This window comes from Leuconostoc rapi, assembly GCF_016908715.1.
GTDB classification, from domain to species: Bacteria; Bacillota; Bacilli; order Lactobacillales; family Lactobacillaceae; genus Leuconostoc; species Leuconostoc rapi.
Map to the genome: position 1 here is coordinate 1 of NZ_JAFBEK010000007.1, position 17,573 is coordinate 17,573.

A 17,573-nucleotide genomic window follows, 5' to 3' on the forward strand; every position below is an offset into this window, starting at 1 on the left:
GATCTTCTTGAATTAATTGCCTCTTTCGCCTCGCGTCCTTCGTAAGAACATATACTAATATACCAACTTCCCGCCCTCCCGTCAACTACTTTCTTTACCTTTTTTTGTTTTATTTTAAATTGCTAAAATATTTTTTGAAAACGCTTTTATTTGTCGTTATTTTCATTTATTTTTTGCATTTTGAATCTTATTGTTCGTGTTTAATTATCAGGGTTGAAAATGTCTAATTTTCCTATCCGTTCAGCTGCCTCAACTAATCTCTTTTCATCTATTGTTAGACCAATACGAACATATCCCTGACCCTCTGATCCGAAACCAGCTGCATCTGCTACCGCCACATTGGCTTCCTCTAGTAGTAAGTCTGCAAAACTAGTGGAAGTATAACCCTTTGGCACAGGCATGAGTACATAAAAAGCACCTTGTGGTACATAGGGTTCCCAATGAAATTCACGTACTGCTGCAATGAATGCATTACGACGATTTTCATAGGTTTGACTCAATTCTGTGACAGCCTTTTGACGGGCCACTGTGTTTTGCAACGCCTCAATAGCAGCATCTTGAATGGCTGGGAAAATCGAAACAAATAAATGATCTTGAATTAAGTTCAGTGCTTCAATCATATCAGCATTACCAACTGCAAAACCAACGCGCCAACCAGCCATGTTAAATGTCTTGGAAAATGTATACGTTTCAATACCAACATCTTTTGCGCCTGGTGTTTGTAGAAATGACAATGGCTTATGTCCGTCAAAGCCAATAGCACCGTAAGCAAAATCTGATAAGATGCCGACTTCATGCTGATTAGCAAAGCTGACTGTTTGCTCATAAAATTCTGGTGTGGCAACCGCACCAGTCGGATTGTTAGGGTAATTCATGTAGAGAAACTTAGCCCTTTTAGCTTGTTGAGCTGATATGGCTTCGTAATTGATCAAAAAATCATTTGATGGTTCAAGTGGCAGCGTTTCATAGTTCACTTTCCCCAAAGCCGCACCAGATAGATAATCTGGATAACCTGGGTTTGGTAGTAAGAGTGTTTCACCTGGATTCATCAACGCCCAAGGTAGCTCAACCAATCCAATTTTAGAGCCAGCTAAAATAGCCACCTCTGTTTTAGGGTCAATGTGAACACCATATTCAGATAAATAAAATTCAGCAATAGCTTCTTTAAAACGTAGTTCACCACGAAACAAAGCGTATTTATGATCTGCTGAATTAGCCGTTGCGTTTTGCATTGCCTTGACAATATAATCTGGTGTTGGTAGATCAGGATTACCTTGTCCTAGGTTAATGACATCGGCCCCAGAAGCAATTTTTGCATTCACTTTTGCCACTAACGATGCGAAAAATTGTTTTGGTAGTGTTTTTAGTAAATCTGATTGCTCAAAATGCATAATTTCTCCTAATAATATAACGTGGGTCTACGATCTGAAAAAACAGGTATCTGGCCACGAACGGCCCGTTCATCATCAATGTCTATCTCAGCAACAAGTAACGTCGCTTCATTAATCACTGGCTTGTTTAACAATGTTACCTAATGGATCAATGACTAATGATCGACCACCAAAAACATTGTCATTATCATGTCCAACACGATTTGCTGCAACAACAAATGACTGATTTTCAATGGCACGTGCTTGTAGTAATGTTTGCCACTGCGCAATTCTTTGTTCTGGCCATTCCGCGGTAACAAATAACAGTTCTTGTGGCCCAGTTGCCATCATCGTTCGAACCCACTCTGGAAACCGAATATCATAACAAATAACACCAGCAGACGGAACACCATCTAAATTAAAAACATTGCTATGGCTCCCAGCAGTAATATATTTTTCTTCGTTCATCAGTCCAAAAAGATGTAATTTATCATATTCAGAAACTTTTTGCCCATATCGATCAAAAACAAACATCGTGTTATAAAATTTATGATCTCGTTGTGTTGCAACAGAGCCACCAACAATATTTATATGATGCTGTTTTGCTAACTGGCTTAGTAATGCTTGGCTCTCATCCCCATTGTGATCAGCTAACCTATCTAGTTCTGTTAAGGCATAGCCAGTCTGCCACATTTCTGGATACAACAAAACATCAACACCAGTTTGTGCTGCTTTTTGCGCATAATCAATGATTGTCTGTTGATTTGCTTGTGGGTTTCCTAAGAATATATCCACTTGTGCAATACCAATTTTAAGTTTCATAACCAATCCTCTTATGTATTATTGTGCATTTTATTATATATTTTGTCAAATTTATATCATTTTTAACTCATTATTTATAATAAAAAAACACCTCACTGGTGTTTTAAGGAAATTTTGGAAATTGATCAAAATCCGGTTCGCGTTTTTCTTTAAATGAATCTCGTCCTTCTTTGGCTTCGTCTGTCGTGTAATACATCATCGTGGCATCTCCAGCAAATTGTTGCAAACCTGCTAGACCATCTGTATCAGCGTTCATCGCTGCTTTAATAAATCTCAACGCCGTAGGTGATTTCGTCAATAATTCATCTGCCCATTCAATTGTTGCTGTTTCAACCTCTGCCAAAGGGACCACTTTATTAATCCAATTCATTTGGTAAGCTTCTTCAGCCGTATAAAAATGATTCAAAAACCACACTTCTTTGGCACGTTTATGTCCAATCACACGTGCCAAGTAGCCTGAGCCATATCCTGCGTCAAAAGAGCCAACCATTGGTCCTGTTTGACCAAATTTAGCGTTATCTGCCGCCACAGTCAAATCAGCTACCAACTGCAAGACGTTCCCGCCACCAACAGACCAGCCCTTAACCATAGCAATAATTGGTTTAGGGATAACACGCATGAGGCGTTGTAAATCTAAAACATTTAATCGTGGAATGCCGTCAGATCCAACATAACCACCATTGCCTCGAACTTTTTGATTACCACCAGATGAAAAGGCTTGGTCGCCCGCACCAGTCATAATAATCACACCAATTGTTGCATCATCTCGAGCAATCGTAAACGCATCAATCATTTCAGAAACCATACCGGGTGTAAAAGCATTATGCGTAGCAATATCATTCATCGTAATTTTAGCGATTTTACCAATATTTTGGCCATCTGCGTTTGTTTCAAATAATATTTCGTCGTATGTTTTAACGGCGTTCCAAGTTGTCATGTGTTATACTCCATTCAGAAAGGGGATTTTGTTCTTATGAATATTATAGAACTTTTGGGGTTAAAAACCACCTTATTGTCATCAGAAAAAACAATTGTTGAGGTGGTAATCAGTCAAAAACTGATGCAACCATTTGGTATTGTGCACGGGGGTATCAATGCTTTGTTAGCTGAAACAGCTGCTTCATTGGGCGCAAACGAGGCACTCCCACCCCATCTTGTTCCTGTTGGCGTTGACATTCAAACACACCATTTAAAAGCTGTCAGTCAAGGCGTGTTGGTCGCAACTGCAACACCAATTAACATTGGACATACCCTACAAGTCTGGGCGGTTGTGATCCATGAGCAAAAAACAAATACACTAACAAGCACGAGTACCGTGACACTTAAAAATCAGCATTTAAACGACTAACACGCTACTGCGTGTTATTTTTATTTTTTGTAAAAAACAAAGAAATCGCACTTTTTTTAGGATGTGCTGCATTATACGCTTGCTGGCGACGCACTTCTTCTGGCGTCGGTGTGTCATAAGTTAACATGCCAAGTCTTTCATATTTGGGGTGTGGAATAGTGATGGGCGCTTGATAATTTGGCACAATAGGGTTACCAAGATAACGTACCTTGTCAACGGTTCGAGTCACTTTTAATGTTGGCTCTGGTTCAAGGTTGACATCATCACTAATAACAGCCAGACTCCCCTTAAACTGACTTTGATAATACAAAGCAGCGTAACTTGATATTGGACCGTACCCTACAAATTCAATTTGTCGTGCATGTGCTTGTTTACGTGCCAATTTCACAGAGGCTATTAATGCTGCCTCGTGATGACGGTAGTAGCCAGCGTTTAAGTCGCTACTAGCAATATATTGTACCGCTTGTTGCGTTTCTTTTATCCACTCAGACATGTAGTCAGTCGTACTTGTTTCAGGTTCAGAAAATACCACTCGTAGGGTATTCGCTGTTATTTTTGCTGGTATCTCAACATCGGTATATAGTTTGGAAGCTATTGCCGTATCATTCTCTCGTAAAATACCCGCTTTTTGTTGTCGAATCACGAAGTCATGAAAGACAAACTGACCATTACCCGCTGACACCAAATCAATGGTGTAAAAAGCATAATTCTCTGGTACAGTGACTGTCATCTTATCAGTATTTTGACTGTTCATCTCTAAACGTTGATACTGATCATCAAAAAAAGTCACTATCAAGTAAGCAAACATACGTTCACTGGCATCAATACGCCTTTCAATAACGTAAGTTTCCCCGCGCAGTAACTGTGGGAGATCCGATATACGTTTTTCGACTTGATAAAGATGTCTAGAATGCCATGTTGCAATCACCTGCCCACTCGGTAAAAAAAAGTGTTCATAAGTGACTTGATCTAACGCTTGAAAATCTACGGTTGCGCCTTGTAATTGGCGTAACTGTGTTTGTGGCGTCCAATATATTTTGTACTCCATAGTTAGCTACTCACCTACCTTCCCTCATGTGGTCTTTTAGATACATTAATCGCGCCATCATAAATGTAATCATTTCAGGTGTTTTTGCCATATGTGCCCCAATTTCTTGAACATGAGTCAGCGGTGTATGTTGTGCTGAAAAAAAATCTAATAATTGTGGCAAACTCTGCCCATCATACTCATCTTGCGTTAACGTCAGTAATGAGACTGATATTTTTTGCCAGTCGACCTGTTTGATGTGGTCCCAAAAAATTTGATTTAACCCGCTCGTATCATCTGGATGCATTCGTCCAGCCAAAAAGCGTCGGACATCTAGCGTCCAATCCTGATTCACTGCTTGTGGGAAATCAATGTTTGCCGTTAAGGTTCCAATATTAACAATTGGTTTAGCTAGGACAACAGCTTGGGGTTTAATATCTGCCGCGTAGTACATGGCTGGAAAACTACCCATTCCATACCCTGTTAAAATGACATCTTTAGGTTCTAAGTGCAGTATTTTTATCGTTTTCTGAATTTTTTCAATAATTGTCTTTTCATAGTTTTCAGTGCCTATATGAAAAGCGCCCCCTTGCATTCTGACATCCGAGAAAAGTAAATAAGGTGACTCTAGCGTATTCAACGACTCCCGCATGTCAAAGCCATCAGCATGTGCATGCCTGCTAGAAAAATTAACAACCAATGGTGCTTGTCGATCTCCTGGATTAAAATAACTCAATACTTCTTCATTTTCATTTGTCAGTTGCCAGTCATCCCCCGGCAGTAACAAGCCCAAACCATGTCGTGAGCGCCGTTGATGTAAAACGTGTAAATCTAGTGTCCCTTGACCACTAGCAAAAACTAAAATTTGGTAGTTTTGATCATTTTCTAACCCATCAATTGCCGTTAATTCACGCAAAGCATCACCAGAAATGCTTTGCCTTTTTTGAACATGGCCATCTTGATAATACACAAATACTAACTTGACAGCAACTGTATCGGTTTGTGTATAATCAAGCCAGACTAAATTTTCAATTGTTGGCGCTAAATCATCAATAAATGTGTTAAGCGTCCCAATTTGTTGCCATGATTGACCAAAATCGCCAATAAATTGTGCTGAAAACCGACCTTCTCGCTTAAAATGTATCCCTGCAGGTGGCATAGGGATGAATTGCTGCTCACTAAATCGTGTGGCAAACCCTATCTGTTCAAAATGCAAATCATTTTGCAAATGCGCCACGATTGCCTCTGGCGTTGTTTCTGGTATCAAGAAGGCTTGACGCTCATCTAATATAGCCTGAAAATCAGGCGTCAGCTGCTTTGCAAAATAAATCGTTCGCCGCGCAGGCCAATCATTAATTTGACTCGATAACAATGTACTTGTCAGCACATCGTCTGTCAGCACAACGTAGGTTTGTTCTAAAACATAGGGATCTTTTTGATAAGCTAACCGCGTAGGTAGATCCAAAATAGTGGTATACTGCCAGTCAATATTTGGCGCATGAATGTGTGGTGTCCAATCTTTGGCACCAATTTGAAGCACTGAAATATCTGCCATTTTTAATTCCTTCGACCTGGATCCTCTTGTGCCAAGTATTAGTGCTAAACTATCGTTATTTAACGCTAACTATTGTGGCATGACTCGTTGATCACACGTTCCTTTACTTAATCTTGTTAAAAATTTGTTGCCATTTAATCCACACCATGTCATCGCTATACTCAGCTGCAATGTCATGTGTTGATTCCTTTACATCTGATACCCAATGCGTATCGTCAACATAAAAATTCAATGCACCACTTAATTCTGACCTATCGGTTACTAATTTGCCATTTTGGTTGGGCTGTAAGTAAGCGGTTTGTATACGATTAATTTGCGGAACAGCATATGCAATCGCCTGTGTTTGCAAATATTGATTAGGTGTATCTCCTAAGTCCAATAACACACGACTATTTGCCATATACTGCATTTTTTGCGCTTCATTTTGGGATGCTATAAATTGAAAACGTGTCTTATACGCTAACTGACTATCTACATCTATGATGCCATGTGCATTCGCTGCTGTTTTACTAGCCGCTTCAATCATAGCATCAAATAACGCGTGTGATTGTGTCGTTTCAATTAATACTAAGACATTGGGATGACTAGCTAACAATGTACTAACCACCTCAAAATCTGCCATTGCTATGCTTGGGGCAAACCAATAGATTGTTGCGACTGGTTGTACTGCGACGTTATTTTGACGCGCTGTTACCGTGTAAGGCGGTATAATTGCAAATGTCGACTGCTGTTCTGATTGTGCACTCAGTTTTTCAGCTTGTTCCGGCGTGTCTATCACTGAAAAGTCAACGTTACCAGAGATTTGCAATGGCACATGTTGTTCAAGTTGTCTATCTGTGCGTTCAGTTTGATAACTTAAAATAACGGGTTGTTTTGGCGTCACTTTATGAATCAAAAATGTTGTCATTTCACTCTGTGAAACAATCAAATAATCATTTTGGGGAACTGATTTCAAATGATGGGCTAGACCCGCTGCAACAAGCTCAGCCATGTTAGTAAACGTTGTTTGTGGCGTCCATGTCTGTTGGGTTGTCACGACAGCAGAAACACAATCTTCTTGCACGGCTACCCCGCCGCTTGGTGTTAAGTAATCACGTCGTATAGGCTCATTATCGTCATTAAACGTTGTCACACGTGAAATAAAACCGCGATCGTCAATGATTAATTCTTGGCGGCGAATATCGTCTGTTAATAGATCGATACGGTCAAAACGCATGAGCGGTGACTGTTGCACCCACACTGTCGCAAAATGCGTGTTTTTTACCCACACTTCAATACGGTCATTCATACGGATAAACTCTGCATCATCTGGCCAGGAAAAATCTGCCAAAGCGACTGGCTTTTCATCTTTCAAAGTAATCCGTTGAAAAAGATCATAGGCTGACCAAGTCACAGCTGACTCAATTCTTTTTTGAGACAATATTTCACGTAATTGGGGTAAGTAGTCTACTAAAATTAATTCAACTTGTTGGCTTTGTGATAAAAATAGTTGTGTCTGATGAACCGTATCATTAAATTCTGGTAATGTCATACTATACGCGTGCCAATCCGGCATGATGTGCAAATTCATATATCACCTCTTAATTATGTTGTTCTTTTATATGAGTTATATTTTTAACTGTTTGCTTTGGAACTAGAAACAGACCCTATCTTCTGGTTTCACAACCACTGATATTATTATACCAATTCTGCACATAATTTTTTATGATGCCTGGTTTTGAACGATCATTTAAAAATAAAATACCTTAAAATAACAAAAAACCAGCTCAGTTAAAACGCCATAGCTGGTTTTTTGTGGTGCTGATAGCTTATATAAGCGCCTGCTTGATCGATTGCGATTCTGATTTTATAATAGCCAATCATTTCATAAACAGCTTACTTTAGACTGCTATCATGCAAAACTGTGCTACGCAACCTACTGATGTATCCTCTCAGCAACAATGTTTCACGTGAAACATTGTTATGATGACATAAATTCAATTTTTTCTGAATGAAGCGATTTTATGCGTGCCAAACTCTCAACTTGTAGGCCACGTTCATCTAATATTTGACGACCCTTTTGAAAAGATTTCTCAATTACAATCCCTACAGCAACAACATGCGCATGCGCCTGTTGTGCAATGGTCAATAGTCCTTCAACAGCTTGGCCATTAGCCAAAAAATCATCAATTAGTAAGACTTGTTCATCGGATTTTAAGAAACGTTGGTCAATCATTATATGGTTTGTGACTTGCTTAGTAAATGAATACACATCTGCTGACAACACACCCTCGGGTAACGTCAACGATTTATTTTTTCTAGCAAATACAACCGGAACATGTAGCGCTAAACCGGCAAAAACTGCCGGTGCAATACCGGATGATTCCACTGTCAAAATTTTATCAATTTTCTTATCAGCAAACACTCGTGCAAATTCCTCACCAATAGCCAACATCAGTTCCGGATCGATTTGATGATTTAAAAATGTATCAACTTTTAATATTTCAGTTCCTAACACTTGGCCATCTTGACGAATACGTTCTTCCAATAATTTCATATGCTTCCCTTCGCGTATTAGGTATAAAAAACAGGTTGCCTCAAATATCAGCTTTATTTTCTAAAAAAACCACTTAATGCTAATATTAAGCTGACTAGCGCCATCAAAATAAGCGTGATGACTAGTGTTATCCACCAGCCATCTTGTGTTGCAGCGTAAGGTAACCACTTCACATTCTCACCATAAAAACCACTAACAATCGTTGGCACCGTCAACACAATAGAATAAACTGTTAACACTTTCATCGTCCAGTTTAGATCTCGATTACTCAAATTACCATAAGCATCTGATACTGAATTAATAACTGCCATTGCGAGATCTGCCATATGCTCAGCTTGTCCAACTTCAACACGGACGTCATCAATGTGTTCAATTTCAAAATGTGGTATTTTAGATTTAAAATCTTGCTTAAACGCATTGAGCATGACTTGATTATTAGCCAGCGAATTTTGAATATAAATCATTTGCGTTTGGAGGCGTAGTAAATCATTCATTTGTTTAGTCGTACGTTTATGGTGCCCTAATTGTGATTGAATCACACGCCGCTTACGATTAATTTCAGTGACTTGATCAACATATCGTGTCATTAACGAATATAGACCAGTCATTATAAAATCAATCGCACTAATTTCGCTATCATCCCCACGTTTTTGACGGTTTTTAGGGTCTAATATCACAGCTTGTACATAATCTGTTACTGAATGTGAAAACGTATATAAGTCATTATGGGCAAACAAAATACCAATAGGTCGCGTCTCCACAATATTATCTCGATATGATATCACATCAATGACCATTAAAGATTCATCAGCAGCAGCATCATATTCCATACGGACAGCCTCGTTATGATCAACAGCATAGCCCACAATTTCGTTTGTGAGATGATGTTCATCGACTAATATCTGGTTATCCTCTGCCGTTAGATTCGACACATGATACCATGTAAATTTATTGAATTTTTTTACTGTTTCGATCATCTCTATACGTCACATTTCTTGGATTTGATAAATTAGAGTGTCCAACGATGCTAAACTCTTCACGCTCATAAAATCGTTGCGCATCTTTGTTATCTGTCACAACTTTTAGTTCGAGTGGTTGTTGCACTATTTCTCGTGCCCAATTCAATAAAACTGCGCCAATACCTTGACTTTGTTTACCTTTTTTGACAAATAATAAATGTAAAAAGCTATCCCATTCCGATAAGGATGCAAAACCAACGATTTCAGCATCAATTATCGCAATCTCAACTTTTTCTCCTAAAATTGCTAGGTCAAAATCAGCCAATTTGGGTTGTTTGACCCAAGGAAAATAATTGACGCGAGCATCTAAATAAATGCGTGCCAGCGCATCCGAATCGTTTGGCTGCATGGCGCGTAATTTCAAGAATTCATTTCGCAAAATAGTTTTTTGATTGGTCATTGATATGCTCTTTTAATTTTTTATTTGACTGCCATATCGGCACATAAGCTTTACCTAAGACATGCTTTTTTTCAATAAACCCAAACGTGCGGCTATCATTTGATATCGCGCGATTATCACCTAACACAAAATATGAATTTTTTGGCACAACTGATTTGTTCTGATCTTTTTTTTGCCAGATATTCCGTGACGATAACGTTTTTAATGTCCAATCACCCCACGTCCCAGCTGTTTGTTGAGATAAATTAATATAGTTTTGATTGATCTTCTTATGATTAACATATAAATCCGAACCACGATGCACGATTTGATCACCTGCAACGCCAATCACACGCTTAACATAATCATAATGCTGTGATTTTAATTGCGGATCCTCATCTGTTGCATTAAAGATAATAACATCACCACGTCTAATTGTTGCCCGTTTGTTTTCAATAATAACTTGCTTGTCTTCTAAATTCGGACGCATTGATTGACCATCAACCGTGACTAATGTGAACCAAAACGTGCGAATTAAACCAGCAACAACCAGTCCAACAAGGATTGGTAGTATCCAATTTTTGATGACATTCATAGCATTACCTCGGATATATTAAAATTCATTATAACAGTTTTTCATCTTATATGACAAAATTCACCACTTAACTACTTGTTTTTTGTAACATAACAATATGCCATACGGCATTTGCGTACTGGGCCCGATGAGAGAGTTGCTTCAAAAAGGCACGTGTCTCCTTGGGATAATCTGTAATGTATCCTGTCACGCCTAATGCATAAGCGCTACTAATATCTGCTTGACTGTTAAGCGTCCAAACGTACAATTTTTTATCATTTTTAATGACTCGTTGGACAATATTAGCATTAGCACTAGAGTACTCTATGGCATAAAACGTATTAAATGGTGCGCTATTAACGCTGTTAACAACTGGTGACAGTAAACCAATCGGCCTGTTCGTGTATTTGGCCAATCGTTTAATGGCATTTTGGTTCATTGACTGCAACTGTGCATGATTTTGAGTAAGATATTGACCATATTTTTTTTGAAACGCTTTCAACTCTGAGGTGGTAATTGTGGTATTTATTTTTAGTTCAATTAGTAACTTTTGCTGCAATGAATTAGCACGTTTGATATATGATTTGAATGCTGTGGGGGTGATAACCCGACCATTTTCTTCATAGTGTACCTTTTTTAAATCGTGCCAAGATGTTTCATCAATCTTATAGTGCTTACCATCTTTTGATTTAATGCTACTATCATGACTTAAAACGTAAACACCATCTTTTGTTTTTTGAATATCAATTTCGATATAATCAGGTTTTGTTTCAGCAACCTTACCCAAGGTAACCATTGTATTAGCAGCATCATTTTCAGAAGACACGCCTTTATGAGCAATCACAAGATAGTTCTTAACGGGTGGATTGATCATTTTACCTGAGGTCCAGCTACTGCAGAATCCAACAAAAATCACAATAATCACTGAACTCATTGGCCAATAAAAGTTTGTACGCTGCTCATTATCCTGATTTTTAGATATAAATAGCAAACAAAGACGACTTGTTGCAAAATAAAAATAACCAACCGCAATGGCAATTAAACCATTGGCCGTATATCTTTTCAATGGTGTTTGTAAAATGTGATCAGCCAACCATTGCAATAGAAAAATACTTCCCATAACCAAAATGGCTAATCCTATAATTTGACCAATATGCCGGAAAAATTGGCCATTTTGACCCCGTGTCTGCTGCCAACTGTGTTGTATATTATTTTTTAAATGATGTTGTGTTGTTATTGCAAAATACGGCACAAATCGCAAACGATATGCTAGTAATAGCAAACTAATATTGACTAAAACGAGTATAATTCCAATAATAGGCTGACCAATTGGATCAATAAAAGTTTTTGGCACTGTTAAATAATAGGCAATTGGAAATTTAAACCCTATCTGATTAAGAGGGATTACAAGAAATACCATACTGAGGACCGATAAATGAAGCTGTGGTGATTTTAATGCGCGTAAATAATTTTTTTTACTCACCATGCCCCATATCATCAGCATCACAGTACTGACTAGTAAAATCAGCGCAACCCATATCACAAGATACCCCACTAAGGTCATCCCATAGGCTAACCAATTTTGTTGGAAATATGCAATAAATTTACCAAGACTTCCTGTAGCAATGCGATAAGCACTGGGTTGATTAGATTGAATAATATCAATTAATTTTGAAGACACGTAGTTAAATAAAAATAGTGCCAAAATCAAGCCTACTGAAACTTTGTACCCACTAAACTGACGCTTAACCATCTCAAAACCTCCAATTTTAAGTCAACTTACTTACTCTAAGGATAACATTATATCCTGTTTTTTAACCTATTTGATTAGCTAAAGCAACAAAAAACCGTACATCCCTTATAGGGTATACGGTTTGCTGTCATTAACGTTTGTTACTACGCTTAGCTTTTTTAATTTTACGTTGCAAATCACGCTCTTTTTGCGCCTTCAACTCTCGTTGGCGACGAATCTTAAATGGATTTTGCAAGGCAAATGTCTGAATCGTTTGAAATAGGTTTCCAACTACCCAATACAATGATAAGGCGCTTGGTACAGCCATCGCGGAAAAGAAAATCACGACTGGGAAAATATAAGGCATAGCCTTCGTCATCGCATTTTGTTCAGGTGTTGCTTGTGTTGATAACCATGAAGATGCAAATGTGAAGAGCGCAGCTAATATGGGTAACACATAATATGGATCGTTATTTCCTAGTTGTAGCCATAGGAACTTACCTGATTTTAATACTGGTGAGTTATAAATTGACTGATACAACGCAATCAATACTGGCATTTGGACAATTAGAGGTAACATCGAAGCAAAAGGATTAACACCTGCATCCTTATATAGTGCTTGTTGCTCGGCCATCATCAATTGACGACTTTCAGTGTCTTTCCCAGGGTACTTCGTTTGTAGTGCTTTAAGCGCTGGTTGCACGATTTGCATTTTCATCATCGATTGAATCTGATAAACCATTAACGGTAAAATCAAAAAACGAATCAAAATTGTGAAAACAATGATACCAACACCATAATTATTGCCAAACCAGCCAGAAGCACCTAAAATAGCTGAGGTAAAGGCTGCAACAACCGCACTCCAGAAACTATGTGAGGCGACGTGCCCCTGAAAAGTTAAGCTGGCAATGATAATAATCACCAAGGCAACAACAGCTAAAATGAGTGGCAACGGTCCAATTTTTTTCAAAATATTTATAAAACGTTTCATTAGTTTTCTACTTTCAGAATATGAGCTAATTTAAGGACGTGAATCATTTGTTCTTTAATAAATTGTTGGCTTTGTTTGGCCACAGCCGGTCTAGCAATCACTAAAATATCAATTTCTTGAGATATCTGCGGCTTTAATTCAAGCATACTCTGTCGAATACGGCGCTTAACCCAAACACGGTCATGCGCTTTCCCGATTTTCTTACTGACAGAAATACCTAATCGGAAGTGCTTTTGCTCTTGTTTATCAAGTTGATAAACAATAAAGTATTTATTGGCAACCGATCGATGTTTGTTAAAGACAATCTGAAATTCGGTTGGTTTTTTAATTCGAAAAGTTTTTCTCATTAGAATCAGTCTCTCTTGAGGATATGTACGTGCAATTGACCGTGACATCATGTCGTTACGGCAATCAGCCTTCCCTATCTATATATTGCACACCGTATACAGCCACAGCTCTTTATGAAATAAAAAAGCCACTGCATAGCAGCGACCTTGTTAGGCTGATAGAACCTTGCGGCCCTTTGCACGACGGCGAGCCAAAACTTTACGACCGTTGCTCGTGCTCATACGCTTACGGAATCCGTGTACGCGTTCACGATGGCGTTTCTTTGGTTGGTATGTACGCTTCATGTGTGTTCACCTCCATTCGCGATTTTTACCTGCAAAAACTTTGCAATTCGATTTTAATCATAACATGAATCAACTACGTAAGCAAGCAAATTCACCCGTTTTTATGTCTAAAAATGTTTTTAGTAAATGCAATACTAACATTGTACCCTTTATTATGAGGAAGGACAATAGTCAGTCAACAAATGTGACGGTGTGACCCCATTATACATTCGTTTTTTTCAAATTAACGACATCAATAATAATTGACATCATAGCAATAGCTATAAACAACCACAAAAACAATTTTACTGGCTGCTGCAAATACGTTTCCGTAATTATCGCAAACAGAAATAGGTGAACATCTAAACTGAGACGTTCACCTATTTTTTGATCAATTACAATGCCACGTTATGATGAACTGTTTGCACATCTTCATCTGATTCGAGCACATCAACAAGTTTTTCAAAAGTTGCTAAATCTTCCCCTTCAAGCGTTGTTTCTGCTTGTGGTAACATTGAAATTTCTGTCGTTGAAAATGCTGACACACCACTTTGACGAAGCGCCTCAATAGCCTTGTGTAGTGCGCTTGGTTCCGTATAAACAACAATTTGATCATCTTGTTGTTCGGCATCACGAACATCCACATCTGCATCTAACAATGTTTCCAAAACAGCATCTGCATCACTACCTTCAAAAACAATGATACCAGTTTCATCAAACAAATAACTCACTGAGCCGGCCGCACCATATGTGCCACCATTTTTGTTAAATGCTGTACGGACATTTGTCGCTGTACGGTTAACATTTGATGTTAACGTGTCAACAATAATGAGTGAGCCATTAGGACCAAATCCTTCATATCGACCTTCAATAAATGTCTCATCACCAGATCCACTCACCTTTTCAAGGGCGCGTTCAATGACATGCTTTGGGACTTGTGCTTGTTTGGCACGGTCAATAACAAACTTCAATGTTGAATTGGCCTCTGGATCAATGCTACCACCCTGTTTAGCAGCCACATAAATTTCAATACCATATTTACTGTTAACTTTGGCAGCAGCACCGTCGGTCTGCGCCTTCTTCATTTTAATATTTTCCCATTTACGTCCCATGCGTGCACCTCATTTATATTTATATCTTTTATCATTATAACGGTTTCCCATTATTTTGCACCAAAAATTAGGGTCATTTTACAACACGGTACTGACCAGGCTTTAGGTCAGCAATATGATAATCACCAATATGCGTGCGAATCAAGCGTAATGTCGGGATCCCTACGGCCGCTGTCATACGGCGAACTTGCCGGTTGCGCCCTTCTTTAATTTTAATTTGTAAAAAGCTGGTTGGCTTATTTTGACGTACACGAATAGGCTTTTCTCTTTCCCACAACCATTTTGGATACGGTATGCGCTTCACCTTAGCAGGCAACGTCATACCATCTTTTAACTCAACGCCAGTTTCAAGTATTTTTATTTGTGCCTTAGTTGGCACACCTTCAACTTGAACGATGTAAGTTTTATACGCTTTATTTTTGGGATCCGTGAGCGCATGGTTTAATTGGCCATTATCTGTCAACAGCAATAAACCTTCACTGTCCATATCTAAACGACCAGCGGCGTAAACACGTGGTATATCAATAAAATCGGCTAATGTTGCTCGACCTTGATCATCCGTGAATTTTGTTAAAACATTATAGGGTTTGTTAAATAGTACAATCATATGTTTAAGTATAACAAATAAACTTGATGAAAATAGAAGAAATAGTGAAGTCCTTAACCTTTTCTTTAATATTCACAAACTTATCCAAAATAGGCCACAAGCCTGTGTACTAACTACATTTCTAAAAACATTAAACACAGGGCTGTTCACAAGTTATCCACATATCCACAAGTTGTTATTGCTAAACTGTGGATAATGTTTATAACGAACCTCAAATATTGTCCTTACCCACTTTTACGTGTGAACAAACTTGTTACTTTGTGGATAACTCGCACATTTGTTCGTTCTTTTGTCCACAAACTGTTGATTCTTTTGTCCACAACTGTTGATATTATCTAAAATTATCATTATCCTGTGGAAAACTCCTTTTCTTACTGTTATAATAATCTTTGCTACTTCTTCTTGAGATAGAAAAGTTGATCGGCCTGTGACGTCATATTATCCAAATTTGTCGTTATTTTTAGACTTGCCGAATAATAGGAGAGATTTCCGTGACAAAACCCATAACACAAGAAGAATTATGGAATCAGGTGAAAGCTAAATTCTATCAAGAAATTGGTCCTGTTTCCTTTGACACTTATATTGAACCGCTTATACCCGTTACATTAACCGATTCGAGCATTATCCTAGAGGTTCCAATTGATGAAAGTACAAATATCATTGATAAATGGAATAAATCTTATGCCATGAGCTTTGTCCAGTACGCTATGGAGATTGCAGAAGGGTTCATCAAACCAGAGCTTCGCGTTGCGGATACACTACCCAGAGCATCAACACTGCAGACAGAAAACCTCACTTTTACACGTGAATCTGATTTAAATGAAGCTTTCACGTTTGATAAATTTGTCGTGGGTACTGGTAACGAAAATGCTTATGCAATTGCACGGGCCGTTGCCGAAGACCCTGGTAAAGTTTACAATCCTTACTTAATTTATGGTGGCGTTGGTCTTGGCAAAACACATCTGATGCAGGCAATTGGTAACGCTTATTCCAAAACAACGCCCTCAGCTCGCATTAAATATGCTACGGCTGAAGATTTTTTAAATGATTTTACAGAGTCGTTACGTGCTGGAGAGGGTGCTACGGCCGCATTTAAAAAAGAGTACCGTACAGTTGATTTGTTGCTCATTGATGATATTCAATTTTGGTCTGGTAAAGAGAAGGTACAAGAGGAATTTTTCAATACCTTTAATGTGCTTACTAAAACAGGCAAACAAATTATCATGACCTCAGATAAATTGCCCACTGAAATTGTTGATTTACAATCGCGACTGACCTCACGTTTTGAAGCAGGAATTTCAATGGACATTCAAAAGCCTGATTTACCAACGCGTGTTGCTATCCTCAAAAACTTGGCAGAGACGGATAATCTTGATATTCCTAATGATGTGCTTGAATTAATTGCTGATAAAATTGATTCAAACATACGAACATTAGAGGGGACATTTCATCGTTTTGAGGCCATGCTGCGCTACCGAAATAAACCTGCAACCAAAGAAACAGCTCAAAAAATATTGGGTGATTTAAATATTAACCAAGGCTTCAAAGTGACTGTTGAACGTATCCAACAGGTTGTCGCTGACTATTACATGCAAACGATTGATGACCTCAAAAGCACTAGTCGGAAAAAAGATCTCGTTACTGCGCGCCATGTGGCTATGTATCTCACGCGCACATTAACTAATGAAAGTTTACCTGATATTGGGCGTTCCTTTGGCGGACGAGATCATTCTTCGGTACTACATGCAACCAACAAGATTACAGAAAAAGCTGAATCAGATCCTCGTACAAAAGAAATGCTAATTGCACTAACCGATGAAATCAAAAATGGCAAATAAAGCACTGTGGAAAACAAGTTAAAAAGTAGTGCGTTTTCCCACAACATTGTCA

General features: G+C 38.4%; 17 protein-coding genes and 1 pseudogene. 2 read left to right on the forward strand and 16 right to left on the reverse strand.

The genetic code is table 11. From position 1 onward, the window contains the following. Positions 1-200 precede the first annotated feature (200 nt). The 3 genes and pseudogenes from JOD28_RS07080 to menB form a co-directional block, all read right to left on the reverse strand. Positions 201-1,391, reverse strand: coding sequence for a pyridoxal phosphate-dependent aminotransferase (locus JOD28_RS07080; protein ID WP_204770133.1), 1,191 nt, complete (start codon positions 1,389-1,391; stop codon positions 201-203). Between the two features lie 8 nt (positions 1,392-1,399). Further along, positions 1,400-2,192 (reverse strand): annotated as a pseudogene (locus JOD28_RS07085) (carbon-nitrogen family hydrolase). A gap of 103 nt (positions 2,193-2,295) precedes the next feature. Continuing rightward, a complete protein-coding gene (gene menB / locus JOD28_RS07090) occupies positions 2,296-3,129 on the reverse strand; it encodes a 1,4-dihydroxy-2-naphthoyl-CoA synthase (protein WP_204770134.1) in 834 nt (277 codons plus the stop codon). Between the two features lie 36 nt (positions 3,130-3,165). On the opposite strand from menB, the gene JOD28_RS07095 reads away from it, so the two are divergent. After that, positions 3,166-3,540, forward strand: a complete 375-nt coding sequence (locus JOD28_RS07095) for a PaaI family thioesterase (RefSeq protein WP_204770135.1) — start codon at positions 3,166-3,168, stop codon at positions 3,538-3,540. 4 nt (positions 3,541-3,544) lie between these two features. Here JOD28_RS07095 and asp3 read toward each other — a convergent pair whose 3' ends face one another. The 13 genes from asp3 to JOD28_RS07160 all read right to left on the reverse strand — a co-directional run bounded on the left by asp3 (position 3,545) and on the right by JOD28_RS07160 (position 15,683). Then, the gene (gene asp3, locus JOD28_RS07100; protein ID WP_204770136.1) at positions 3,545-4,588 is read right to left on the reverse strand and encodes an accessory Sec system protein Asp3; all 1,044 of its coding nucleotides are present in this window, start codon (positions 4,586-4,588) and stop codon (positions 3,545-3,547) included. 10 nt (positions 4,589-4,598) lie between these two features. Continuing rightward, entirely contained in the window at positions 4,599-6,122 is a 1,524-nt protein-coding gene (gene asp2, locus JOD28_RS07105; protein WP_204770137.1) for an accessory Sec system protein Asp2, read from the reverse strand. A gap of 103 nt (positions 6,123-6,225) precedes the next feature. Next, a complete protein-coding gene (gene asp1 / locus JOD28_RS07110) occupies positions 6,226-7,692 on the reverse strand; it encodes an accessory Sec system protein Asp1 (RefSeq protein WP_204770138.1) in 1,467 nt (488 codons plus the stop codon). Between the two features lie 390 nt (positions 7,693-8,082). Continuing rightward, positions 8,083-8,658, reverse strand: coding sequence for a xanthine phosphoribosyltransferase (locus JOD28_RS07115; RefSeq protein ID WP_204770139.1), 576 nt, complete (start codon positions 8,656-8,658; stop codon positions 8,083-8,085). A gap of 53 nt (positions 8,659-8,711) precedes the next feature. Next, the gene (locus tag JOD28_RS07120) at positions 8,712-9,635 is read right to left on the reverse strand and encodes a magnesium transporter CorA family protein (RefSeq protein ID WP_204770140.1); all 924 of its coding nucleotides are present in this window, start codon (positions 9,633-9,635) and stop codon (positions 8,712-8,714) included. Next, the gene (locus tag JOD28_RS07125; protein ID WP_204770141.1) at positions 9,607-10,077 is read right to left on the reverse strand and encodes a GNAT family N-acetyltransferase; all 471 of its coding nucleotides are present in this window, start codon (positions 10,075-10,077) and stop codon (positions 9,607-9,609) included. The genes JOD28_RS07120 and JOD28_RS07125 overlap by 29 nt, the downstream gene beginning before the upstream one ends. Further along, positions 10,046-10,651, reverse strand: coding sequence for a signal peptidase I (gene lepB / locus JOD28_RS07130; RefSeq protein ID WP_204770142.1), 606 nt, complete (start codon positions 10,649-10,651; stop codon positions 10,046-10,048). Before lepB ends, JOD28_RS07125 begins: the two co-directional genes overlap by 32 nt. A gap of 67 nt (positions 10,652-10,718) precedes the next feature. Continuing rightward, entirely contained in the window at positions 10,719-12,383 is a 1,665-nt protein-coding gene (locus JOD28_RS07135) for a glycerophosphodiester phosphodiesterase family protein (RefSeq protein WP_204770143.1), read from the reverse strand. A gap of 130 nt (positions 12,384-12,513) precedes the next feature. Further along, entirely contained in the window at positions 12,514-13,353 is an 840-nt protein-coding gene (locus tag JOD28_RS07140; protein WP_204770144.1) for a YidC/Oxa1 family membrane protein insertase, read from the reverse strand. Then, entirely contained in the window at positions 13,353-13,700 is a 348-nt protein-coding gene (gene rnpA, locus JOD28_RS07145; RefSeq protein WP_204770225.1) for a ribonuclease P protein component, read from the reverse strand. Before rnpA ends, JOD28_RS07140 begins: the two co-directional genes overlap by 1 nt. Positions 13,701-13,850: 150 nt before the next feature. Next, positions 13,851-13,985: a 50S ribosomal protein L34 gene (gene rpmH, locus JOD28_RS07150; protein WP_002816117.1), complete on the reverse strand. Its 135-nt coding sequence runs from the start codon at positions 13,983-13,985 to the stop codon at positions 13,851-13,853. A gap of 374 nt (positions 13,986-14,359) precedes the next feature. Beyond that, positions 14,360-15,076: a YebC/PmpR family DNA-binding transcriptional regulator gene (locus JOD28_RS07155; RefSeq protein WP_204770145.1), complete on the reverse strand. Its 717-nt coding sequence runs from the start codon at positions 15,074-15,076 to the stop codon at positions 14,360-14,362. Between the two features lie 73 nt (positions 15,077-15,149). Continuing rightward, positions 15,150-15,683 carry an rRNA large subunit pseudouridine synthase E gene (locus tag JOD28_RS07160; protein ID WP_204770146.1) on the reverse strand — a complete coding sequence of 178 codons (534 nt, stop codon included), beginning with the start codon at positions 15,681-15,683 and terminating at the stop codon, positions 15,150-15,152. Positions 15,684-16,174: 491 nt separating this feature from the next. Between JOD28_RS07160 and dnaA the strand changes: the two genes are divergently transcribed. Beyond that, positions 16,175-17,521 carry a chromosomal replication initiator protein DnaA gene (gene dnaA, locus JOD28_RS07165; RefSeq protein ID WP_204770147.1) on the forward strand — a complete coding sequence of 449 codons (1,347 nt, stop codon included), beginning with the start codon at positions 16,175-16,177 and terminating at the stop codon, positions 17,519-17,521. The last annotated feature ends 52 nt before the right edge of the window (positions 17,522-17,573 follow it).